General features: G+C 70.1%; 14 protein-coding genes and 1 pseudogene. 9 read left to right on the top strand and 6 right to left on the bottom strand.

The window, feature by feature from the left end; genetic code table 11:
- The first annotated feature begins 74 nt into the window (after window positions 1–74).
- From ACIG5E_RS25005 to ACIG5E_RS25020, 4 genes are all read left to right on the top strand, one after another.
- Window positions 75–680: a TetR/AcrR family transcriptional regulator gene (locus ACIG5E_RS25005; protein WP_396536814.1), complete on the top strand. Its 606-nt coding sequence runs from the start codon at window positions 75–77 to the stop codon at window positions 678–680.
- Window positions 681–752: 72 nt separating this feature from the next.
- Entirely contained in the window at window positions 753–1178 is a 426-nt protein-coding gene (locus tag ACIG5E_RS25010) for a VOC family protein (RefSeq protein WP_396536816.1), read from the top strand.
- Window positions 1179–1332: 154 nt separating this feature from the next.
- On the top strand, window positions 1333–2418 hold the full coding sequence (locus ACIG5E_RS25015) for a fatty acid desaturase family protein (RefSeq protein WP_396536818.1): 1086 nt from the start codon (window positions 1333–1335) through the stop codon (window positions 2416–2418).
- A gap of 59 nt (window positions 2419–2477) precedes the next feature.
- Window positions 2478–3296, top strand: coding sequence for a hypothetical protein (locus ACIG5E_RS25020; protein WP_396536820.1), 819 nt, complete (start codon window positions 2478–2480; stop codon window positions 3294–3296).
- Window positions 3297–3301: 5 nt separating this feature from the next.
- On the opposite strand, the pseudogene ACIG5E_RS25025 reads toward ACIG5E_RS25020, so the two are convergent.
- Together ACIG5E_RS25025 and ACIG5E_RS25030 are read right to left on the bottom strand one after the other, a co-directional pair.
- Window positions 3302–3443 (bottom strand): annotated as a pseudogene (locus tag ACIG5E_RS25025) (IS5/IS1182 family transposase); the annotation flags it as partial.
- Between the two features lie 181 nt (window positions 3444–3624).
- On the bottom strand, window positions 3625–3951 hold the full coding sequence (locus tag ACIG5E_RS25030) for a rhodanese-like domain-containing protein (RefSeq protein WP_396536822.1): 327 nt from the start codon (window positions 3949–3951) through the stop codon (window positions 3625–3627).
- Window positions 3952–4027: 76 nt separating this feature from the next.
- Here ACIG5E_RS25030 and ACIG5E_RS25035 point away from each other — a divergent pair, with 76 nt between their 5' ends.
- Window positions 4028–4603 (top strand): TetR/AcrR family transcriptional regulator, encoded by a 576-nt coding sequence (locus ACIG5E_RS25035; protein ID WP_396536824.1) that lies wholly within the window; start codon window positions 4028–4030, stop codon window positions 4601–4603.
- Window positions 4604–4755: 152 nt separating this feature from the next.
- Here the strand turns inward: ACIG5E_RS25035 and ACIG5E_RS25040 are convergent, their stop codons facing one another.
- The 3 genes from ACIG5E_RS25040 to ACIG5E_RS25050 form a co-directional block, all read right to left on the bottom strand.
- On the bottom strand, window positions 4756–5463 hold the full coding sequence (locus ACIG5E_RS25040; RefSeq protein ID WP_396536826.1) for a carbon-nitrogen hydrolase family protein: 708 nt from the start codon (window positions 5461–5463) through the stop codon (window positions 4756–4758).
- A gap of 65 nt (window positions 5464–5528) precedes the next feature.
- Entirely contained in the window at window positions 5529–5720 is a 192-nt protein-coding gene (locus tag ACIG5E_RS25045) for a DUF397 domain-containing protein (RefSeq protein ID WP_396536828.1), read from the bottom strand.
- Window positions 5713–6576, bottom strand: coding sequence for a helix-turn-helix domain-containing protein (locus ACIG5E_RS25050; RefSeq protein ID WP_396536830.1), 864 nt, complete (start codon window positions 6574–6576; stop codon window positions 5713–5715). Before ACIG5E_RS25050 ends, ACIG5E_RS25045 begins: the two co-directional genes overlap by 8 nt.
- Window positions 6577–6807: 231 nt before the next feature.
- Between ACIG5E_RS25050 and ACIG5E_RS25055 the strand changes: the two genes are divergently transcribed.
- Entirely contained in the window at window positions 6808–7179 is a 372-nt protein-coding gene (locus tag ACIG5E_RS25055) for an ATP-binding protein (RefSeq protein ID WP_396536832.1), read from the top strand.
- Window positions 7180–7193: 14 nt separating this feature from the next.
- A complete protein-coding gene (locus tag ACIG5E_RS25060; RefSeq protein ID WP_396536834.1) occupies window positions 7194–7427 on the top strand; it encodes a hypothetical protein in 234 nt (77 codons plus the stop codon).
- Window positions 7428–7604: 177 nt separating this feature from the next.
- On the opposite strand, the gene ACIG5E_RS25065 is transcribed toward ACIG5E_RS25060, so the two are convergent.
- Entirely contained in the window at window positions 7605–7973 is a 369-nt protein-coding gene (locus ACIG5E_RS25065; RefSeq protein WP_396536836.1) for a nuclear transport factor 2 family protein, read from the bottom strand.
- Window positions 7974–8127: 154 nt separating this feature from the next.
- Here ACIG5E_RS25065 and ACIG5E_RS25070 point away from each other — a divergent pair, with 154 nt between their 5' ends.
- Both ACIG5E_RS25070 and ACIG5E_RS25075 read left to right on the top strand, forming a co-directional pair.
- Entirely contained in the window at window positions 8128–8307 is a 180-nt protein-coding gene (locus ACIG5E_RS25070; protein WP_396536838.1) for a DUF2382 domain-containing protein, read from the top strand.
- A gap of 89 nt (window positions 8308–8396) precedes the next feature.
- Entirely contained in the window at window positions 8397–9272 is an 876-nt protein-coding gene (locus ACIG5E_RS25075; protein WP_396536840.1) for a LysR family transcriptional regulator, read from the top strand.
- Window positions 9273–9316: the final 44 nt, after the last annotated feature.

The raw sequence follows: 9316 nt of genomic DNA on the forward strand, positions 1-9316 counted from the left end.
TATCACAGGCATGATACGGGTGTACCAAGAGGGGTCGAGAGAGGCCGAGAGGGGCCGGAGAGGAAGGACGAGCCGTGGCCGAGAAGGTCGACCATGAGGAGCGCCGGCGGCAGATCGCCGAGGCCCTGCTGCGCATCGCGGACACCGAGGGCCTGCAGTCCGCCAGCATGCGGGCGGTCGCGACCGAGGCGGGCGTCTCGCTGCGCCTTGTGCAGTACTACTTCACGACCAAGCAGGGCCTGCTGCTGGACGCCCTCGCCCGCCTCGGCACCCAGCTCCAGGCCCGGATGGAGCGCTGGATCGGCGAGGCCCGCGCCCCCCGGGAGGTGGTGACGGCGGTCCTATCCTGCATCCTGCCGACGGACCCGGAGAGCCGCCGGATCACCCGGACGTACGCGGCGTACTACGCGCTGGTGCTCAGCGACCCCGAAGTACTGGAGCAGCAGGCCGCGCAGCCGCCGGTGGTGCTGGAGGGTTTCCTGGTCAAGCAGTTGCGCGCGGCGCAGGAGGCCGGGGGGATCGCGCCGGGGCGTGACGTCGAGATGGCGGCGGCCGGACTGTTGGCGATGGTCAACGGGCTGGGCTCCAGCGTCCTGGGCGGACAGCGCACCGGCGAGCAGGTGTTGGCGATCCTCACCCACCACCTGGACGAGCTGTTCCGGGCGCCCCGCGCTGAGTGAGGCCACATCCGCGCGCCTCCCGTGTCACATTCGCCCCGCGCGATCCGTCGGTGGAGCAGTGGAGCAACACCGATGGCACGAAGGGACGACAGCGAGATGCTGACGAACATCATGTACGTGACGGTCTACGTCACCGACCAGGACCGCGCCCTGGAGTTCTACACCGACCGGCTCGGCCTGGAGAAGCGCGTCGACCACCCCGGCCCCGACGGCCGCTTCCTGACCGTGGCCGCCCCGGGCAACCCGCTGGAGATCATTCTGTGGTCGCACGCCCCGGCCGCGGGGCAGCCCGCCGGACGCGAGTCCGGCGCAGCCGCGCCCGGCCCGGTCTTCCTGGAGTCGGACGACCTGCGGGCGGACTTCGAGGTGCTGCGCGAGCGCGGTGTGGTCTTCGAGCAGCCCGAGCCGGAGGACTACGGCTTCGGCATCCGCATCGAGGCCGTGGACCCGGACGGCAACCGCATCTCCCTCCGTCAGCGCGCCGCCTGGCAGGGCTGAGACGCACGGTCGGCGCCCGGCCCCCTCGGGCCGGTGCCGGGTGACGGGACGCGCGGGGAGGGGCGGCACCCGTCGGCAGCAGGGGGTTAACACCCCTACGGGACGGGTGCTTTCCCCGTTCTTCGGGCCCATCCCGGCGGACCAGACTCGGGGCATGCCCACACAGCCCGTGACGATGACCAAGGCCGTTCCCGAGACCTTGCCCGCCACCGCCCCGCACGCCACCGCCCCGCAGCCGGACGGCCTCGGCAGCGACTTCGCCCAGTTGAGCCGCCGGATAGCCGCCGAGGGCCTGCTCGACCGGCGCCCCGGCTACTACACCGTCCGCGCGGGCCTGGTGCTCGCCGGGTTCATCGGCGGCTTCTACGCCATGTTCGCGCTGGGCGACACCTGGTGGCAGCTCGGCCTGGCGGCCGCGATGTCCGTCGTCTTCGCCCAGGTCGGCCTGATGACCCACGACCTGGCGCACCGCCAGGTGTTCAGCCGGCGTCTGCCGAGCGAGGCGGGCGGCCGGATCGCCGCCAACCTGCTGATGGGCATGAGCTACGGCTGGTGGATGAACAAGCACACCCGCCACCACGCCAACCCCAACCACGAGACCCGGGACCCGGACGTCTCCCCGGACCTCGTCGTGTGGTCGCAGCGGCAGGCCCGGCAGGCGAGCGGCCTCGCCCGGTTCATCGGCCGCCGCCAGGCCTACCTGTTCTTCCCGCTGCTCCTGCTGGAGGGCCTCAACCTCAGCTTCAACAGCTTCCGCGCGCTGCGCGGCCCGGTGGTGAAGCGCCCGCTGCTGGAGGGCGCCCTGCTGGTGGTCCACTTCGCGGCCTACTTCGGCCTGGTCTTCGCCGCCCTGCCGTTCGGCAAGGCGGTCGCCTTCCTCGCCGTGCACCAGGCGCTGCTCGGCGTCTACCTGGGCTGCGTCTTCGCCCCGAACCACAAGGGCATGCTGATGGTGACGCCGGAGATGCGGCTCGACTTCCTGCGCCGCCAGGTGCTCACCTCGCGCAACGTGCGCGGCAACGCGGTCCTGGACTCGGTGATGGGCGGCCTCAACTACCAGGTGGAGCACCACCTCTTCCCCAGCATGCCGACCCCGGCGCTCCGGCGGGCAGCCCGGATCACCCGGGAGTTCTGCGCCGAGAAGGGCATCCCGTACTACGAGACCGGCCTGCTCCGCTCGTACCGCGAGATCCTGGCCCACCTGCACCGGACGGGCGAGCCGATCCGGTCCGGCGGCTGAGGGGCGTGTTCGGGCCCGTACGATGCCCGTACGCAACGGAGGCTTGGGGGAGCAGGCGAATGCGGGCGTTCGTACGGCGGTTTTTGACCGTGGTGTTGTTCGCGGTACCGGTGGTCCTGGTCTCGGGCGTCGGCCTGGTGTGGTGGGGGATCCGCAGTGCGACGGCGATCCCGGACCCGCCGGACGTCCCGGGGCTGGCGAAGGCCCCGGAGACCGTGGAGGCCCGGCGGGCGGCGACGGAGCTGACGGATGGGCAGGTCGGCCGACTGCCCGAACTGTTGCCGTGGGCCGAGAAGTTGGGGAGCTCGACGGTCGACGTCTGCCAGTCGGAGCACCGGGGCAACATGGTGGCGCTGATGAGCCCGGGCGCCTGGTCGCCGGCGGCCTGTGGCCGGACGGTGAACGTGTACCTGGCCTTCGACGGGGGCGACGTCCGGGCGCGCCTGGCCGACCTGGACCGGTATCTGGACGCCCAGGGCTGGCGGAGCGCCGACATGTGGAAGGGGCTGGTCGCGGCCGACCAGTACGCGCACCAGACGTCCCGCGACGCGACGCCGGAGGAGGTCGCGAAGGCGGCGGCGCGGCCGATCGCCCCGTCCGTGGGGTTCATCCGGTCGGAGGGGAAGGCGGTGCGGACGGAGCTTCGCGTCGAGGTGGGCGAGGGGTCGCGGAGCTACCGGGAGACCGGCGAGGACGCCTGGTACCAGGACCACGGCACCCGGCGGTACCGGAACGATGATGAGCACCGGTCGGAGTACCTGTCCTGGCAGCCCGTCCGGCCGGCCGACGTGCTGAAGCCGGCCGAGGGCCGGTACGTGGTGCTCCTCGGCTTCACCACCACGTACGCGGAGGAGAAGGGCCGGGACACCCCCCGCTAGCCGGGTGCGATCTGCTTGAGCCGACCGAGGATGCCAAGCCGGATCCACTCGTCGCGGCGGCTGGAGCAGTTCGTCGAAGACGATCCGGCCGCCGATGCGAGGGCGGTGGCAGCGCGGGGGATGGTTCGGGTGGTAGGTCGGCCGCTGGGATCACCGAGTGCCGCGGCCCCATGCTGGAGGCCGATGCGTTGGGCCGGCTCCGTGCCCGTGCGGGCTTGTTCGCCTGACGGTCGAGCGGTCCGTCTCGTGCGGGGTGCGCATGGGCGTGCGGAAGGGCCTGCGGAAGGGCGAAGACTCCGTGCGGAGTCTTCGCCCCCGGGGGTGGAGGTCAGGCGGTTTCGATGGGGAGGCCGGCCTCGACCCAGTCCTGAATGCCCTCTCGGTACTTGCGGACGTTGGTGTAGCCGAGGTTGGTGAGTCGGTCGGCGACCTGTCCGCTGTTGGGGCATGCCGGGTTGGAGCAGTAGGTGACGATCGCGGCGTCGCGGTCAGGGAGCACGGTGGGCGCCTGGGCGTCGACGTCGGCCAGGACCAGTGCCAGGGCACCGGGCAGGTGCTGCTGGGCGTAGTACTCGCCGCCGAGCGCGTCGACGACGGTCACGGAGCCGGTCTCGATCGCAGCTGCCAGCTCGTCACGGGTGATGAGTGCGGTCATGCCACTGCCTCCAAGGGAATCGGACTACAGTCCTGTTATGGCTCAAGACAGTAACGGACTTCAGTCCGGTTCGGCAATGCCGCTGAAACTACTGCGGACGCCGCCTCCCAAGGAGCGCGCGGACGCAGCCCGCAACCGGGTCGCGGTACTGGAAGCGGCTGCCAGGCTGTTCGCCGAGCAGGGCGTCGACGCGGTGTCCATGGATCAGGTGGCCGCAGCCGCCGGCGTCGGCAAGGGCACCCTGTTCCGCCGGTTCGGTGACAAGTCGGGGCTGGCTGCCGCACTGCTGGACGCCCGCGAACGCGTACTGCAGGAAGCGATCCTGCACGGGCCGCCCCCACTCGGCCCCGGGGCCCCGGCCGACGAGCGCCTGACCGCGTTCCTCCACGCCTACTTCGACTACCTGCTGGAGCATCTGGCGCTGGTCCGGATGTCCGAGACCGCCACTCCCGGAGCCCGGTACAGGATCGGGGCCTACCGGTTCTGGCACCGCCATGTGGCGATCCTCCTCGCCACCGCACCCGACCCCGACCACGCCGCCCACGCGCTGCTCGCCGCCCTGGCAGCCGATCACGTCGCCGCACTCCTGCCAGAGCTCGGCGAACAGCGGATGCGCGCCGGCCTGCTCCGTCTCGCCTCGGCGATGCGATGATCCCGCCCTGCGATCCCGCCTATCTGCGTGAGTTCTAAGTAGGAAGATCAGTCCGGCAGGCCGCCACACCGCCCCGTCGTCCGGACAGCCCGAGCCAACGGCCGGAACGGCTCAGAAGGCCCCACGGCCCGGCCCGGCGACGGTGGGGATCTCTAGCGGATGTCGGCGATGGCGACCGTGGTGGAGTGGTCGTCGGCCTCGGTGAGGAGGGCGCCGCCGGGGGCCCAGAGGGCGGCGCCGCCGCAGCCGGTCCAGGGGCCGGAGGGGCCGACGTGGTTGGCGAGGACGACGTGGAGGTTCGTGTCCTTGGCGATGGACGGGTAGAGCGTGGCGCGCTCGTGGATGCCGTTGCCGGTGCCGTAGAGGGAGCTGGCGAGGTGGACGTCGCAGCCGTCGGCGGCGCCGCGGGCGGTGAGGCCCGGGAAGTGGTTGTCGAAGCAGGTGGCGAGGGCGAAGCGGAGGCCGTCGAGTTCGAAGCGGCCGTCCTGGTCGCCGGGGGTGAAGATGCCCTGCTCGTGCTCGTAGAGGTGCTGCTTGAGGTAGGTGGTGATGAGTTTGCCGTTGCTGTCGTAGACGTACGTGCCGATGGCGGGCCGGGGGCCGTCGGTGGGGACGGCGCAGTTGAGGACGACGGCGATGCCAGTGGCCCGGAGGGGTGCCAGGCGGGGGTCGTCCGGGGTGACCCAGAGGGTGGGATCGGCGGCCAGGGCGTCGAGTTCGTAGCCGGTGAGGGCGAACTCGGGGAAGACGATCAGCTCGGCGCCCTGGGCGCGGGCCTGCTCGGCGAGGGCTACGAGTTGCCGGACGTTGGCGGGGATGTCGGCAGGGACGCAGCTGAGCTGGGCGGCAGCGATCTTCATGGCGGCCAGCATGGCATGGGGTGGGAGTAGGAAGTCGGCCTGGCCGACTTCCTACTCCGGGGAGCTCAGGCGTGGTGGTCGAATTCGCCGGCCTTGATGCCGCGGAGGAGGGCGGCGAGGGCGGCGGAGGTGGTGCTGAGTATGAGGTGGCCTTCGTCCGACTCTCGGAGCTCGACGGCATCGTCAACCCTGCGAACCTCAACGCAAGCGTTGCTTGCGCCGGAGTAGCTGGACTTCTGCCAGGTGGGGCTATCCATGCTTGCTCTCGATCTCCTTCTTGATGCTTCGAATGAAGTCTCGTGAGTCCTCCTCTGAGAGCGCAACAGATGACAAGCGCGTGAGCATCTCGCGATAGCTCGCGAGTTGTGCAGGAGAGTCGGAGATCAGGAGGTTGTGAGTAGTGTCGATCTGGAGCGTATCCAGCTCTGTCACGAGGCCCGCTGCGTAGGTGAAATTTTCGCTCGGACCCGGCAGGGACTCAACGTCGAACGGCACTGCACGGATGGCAATCTCCGGGTCTTCTGAGTGCTTGATCAGCTCGTCAAGCTGTTCGATGAGGATTTTTGGGCCGCTGAACTGCATGCGGAGCGCTGCCTCGTGGATGAACGCCTGAACCGGCGTACCGTTCGGGCGGACGATGTGTTGTCGCTTCATTCGGAAGTCGAGCCGAACATCGAGTTCGTGGCGAGGCAATGGCGGGATCGCTCGGGTGAAGACCGAGTTCGCGTATGCCTCGGTCTGAAATAGGCCATGAATGAACGTAATCGTGTAGATGGTGAGGCGGTTCGCGGTTCCTTCGAGCTCGGCGAGATCGAGCAGGTCGGCGGAGACCGTGCCGCGGTAGTCCTGCCACCAGCCTTGTCCCCGCTCGGTAGTCATCTCTGCGAGGGCGTCGATCAGGGGCTGGTTGGTGCACATGCATGCGGCGGCGATGGTCCGCAGTCGCTCGACGCTGATCCCGCTCTTGCCGGTCTCCATCTGAGTGACCTGGGCGGCGTGGATTCCGAGTTGGCGTGCCAGCTGGCTGCCGCCGAGGCCGGCCTGCTCCCGCATCCTTCGCAGCTCAGTCCCCACCCGCCGTTGGCGCAGGGTTGGGTTCGGTCGAAGGGCCATGGCGTCCTCTCTGCGGATGGTGAGACCAGTGTGCCCCACGTTAGAGGGAAGATTTCCGGGAAGGTCTTAAGCGAAAGACCATGTGCGCTATGGTCGTTCTCACAGCGATCCGACGGATCGTCAGTAATGCGCGCTGTCCACACCGCAGAGCAGTCATGCCCATCGGCCTGGCCTGGCTCACGGCGACGTGTCCGCCGGTTCTCCACCCCACCTCACGCCGGGAGATCTCCCATGCGTCAGTGCAACACGCCCTCCCTCACCCTCGCCCGGCAGTCCCTCCAGGACGCCATGACCCGCCTCGGCTGGCCGCCCTCGGGCACCTTCGACGCCGAACTCGCCCTCGGCGAGCTGATCGTGAACGCCTGGAACCACGCGAACACCCCCGCGCCGGTCGTCCAGATCCTCGCCATCACCCAGCACACCCTCCGAGTGGGCGTCTCCGACGAGAGCCCGGTGCTGCCCGAGATGCAGTCCCTCGACCTCCTCGCCGAGTCCGGCCGGGGCCTCCAACTCGTCGCGGCCCTCACCAACCGCTGGGGCGTCGACCCCCAGAAACGCGGCAAGACCATCTGGTTCGAGTGCGAGCTGGGCGGTGCCCAGTGAAGCGCCGCTTCCCCATGAAGCCGACCGACCCCCGGATCCGCGCCTACACCGACGACCACATCCGCACCCTCCTCGCCGAACTCCAGGAGCGCGGCAAGAAGTTCGGCCTCATCTGGCCCTCCGCCGACCTCGACCACACCCTCGACGGCCGCGTCCTCGTCCGCTTCAACACGGCGCCGGCCTCGACGTTGCTGAACCTCCTCGTCCTGCTCCTCGACGCCGACCGCGAGCACCCGTGCGATTCCTGATCGGGGCGGCCTTCGCCGTCCTCCTCGCCCTCGCGATCGCCACGGTCGCCCTGGGCGTCATCACCGCCCTCAGGGCGACCCCGCCCGACGAGGACGCCTGAGCGCGAACAGCCGAAGAGGGCCGTCACCGCCCCCGGCGATCACGGCCCCCTGGCCCCGCTGTTCCGCCCGCCCCGCTCAGCTCTTCCTCTCGAACCCCGCCAGCAGTCCGCGCGGGTCGAAGGTCACCCGGATCCGGACGATCTTCCCGTTCTCCACGTGCATCCAGTTCGCCGTCGGCGCCGGCGGCGCAACCGTAGTGCGCAGCTCGAACCAGGTGATCACCTCGTCCCCCTCCGCGACCCGCACCTTCACGTCGATCTTCTCCAGCACCTGCCCGAGCCCCTTCAGCCCGCCCAGCGCCTCCTCGATCCCGGACGCCGTGCCCAGCGCCCCGACGAAGTCGACGTCCTCGGCCAGCAGTCCCCGGAGCGTGTCGAAGTCACCCGCCTCCCAGGCGGTGAAGTAGGTCTCGGCAAGCTCGCGCGCAGTCTTCGTCGTCGTCATGCCTCAATCCTCCGCCGGGCCAATCCATCCGTCCAACATATAGATCTGATGCCTGATATCACTATTGGCGATGGAAGTGGCGCTGAGTGAATGTCAGCTATAGCCGTTTCGGTGACCGCCAACCAGCCCGGCATGGGAGGAGGAGCGGCAGACCGTGCCGGTGCGCACCGAGGCCGTCCCCGTCGAGCGCGTGCGACTGGTGACCGAGGAGCGCGTCGAGCAGCAGACCGTCACCGGTCGGGTGCGCAAGGAGCGCATCGATGCCGACCTCCCGGACGGGAAGAAGGCGCGGATGCAGGGCAAGGAGATCCGGGGTGAGGGCCGTCGGCGGTGACGGTCCCGCCGGGCCGTGACCGGCCCGTGCGGTGACGGCCCGCCCCCGCCGAAGCCGTCCGGCGCGCCCGTTGCATATCGTCACCGGTCATGGAGATGCACCAGCTGCGCTACTTCGCCGCCGTGGTCGACGAGGGGTCCTTCACGGCAGCCGCCAACCGCCTGCACGTCAGCCAGTCCGGCATCAGCACCCAGGTGGCCAAGCTGGAGCGCGAGTTGGGGCAGCAGCTGCTGGAACGTTCCGGCCGCCGGGTCCGGCTCACCCCGGTCGGCGAGGCCGTCCTCCCGCTGGCGAAGAGCGCCCTGGCCACCCTGGACGCCATCCAGCACACCGCCGCCGAGTTCGCCGACGCGGTGCGCGGCCGGGTGCGGCTCGGCATGATCACCGGCTGCTCGATCCCGCCCTTCCTGGACACCGTCGCCGAACTCGGCCACACCCACCCGGGCATCGAGCTGAGCCTGCACGAGGACCACTCCGACCTGCTCCAGTCCCACGTTCTCGCCGGCTCCCTCGACCTGGCCCTGATCGGCTACGCGGGCGAGGTCTCCCCGGGCCTGGAGGCCACCGTCGTCATCGACGAGCCGATCGCCGCCGTCGTCCCGGCCGGGCACCCGCTCGACCGGAACACCCTCCAACTCGCCGACCTGGACGGCGAGAAGATCCTCTGCCTGTCCCAGGGAACCGGCATCCGCGCCGCCTACGAGCGCTCTTGCGCCCAACTCGGCCTCGGCGCCCGGGTGGACATCGACGCCAGCTCCCCGGTCGCCCTGCTCCGCCTCGCCGAGCGCGGCGCGGGCGTCGCTGTGCTCAGCACCTCCTCCGCGCAGGGCGCCGGCCTGCGGGCCGTGCCGTTCGTCGATGCCGCTACGAACGCCCGGCTCGGGCTGGTCGCCCGCCGCGACCAGCAGTCCCCGGCGGTCCGGCTGCTCCTCGCCAAGCTCGGTACGGCCATGTGTTCCGACTGATCGTCATACGACTCACTCAGGGGCGTGGCGCCACTACTCCGTAC

Source organism: Kitasatospora sp. NPDC053057, from assembly GCF_044546945.1.
GTDB lineage: Bacteria > Actinomycetota > Actinomycetes > Streptomycetales > Streptomycetaceae > Kitasatospora.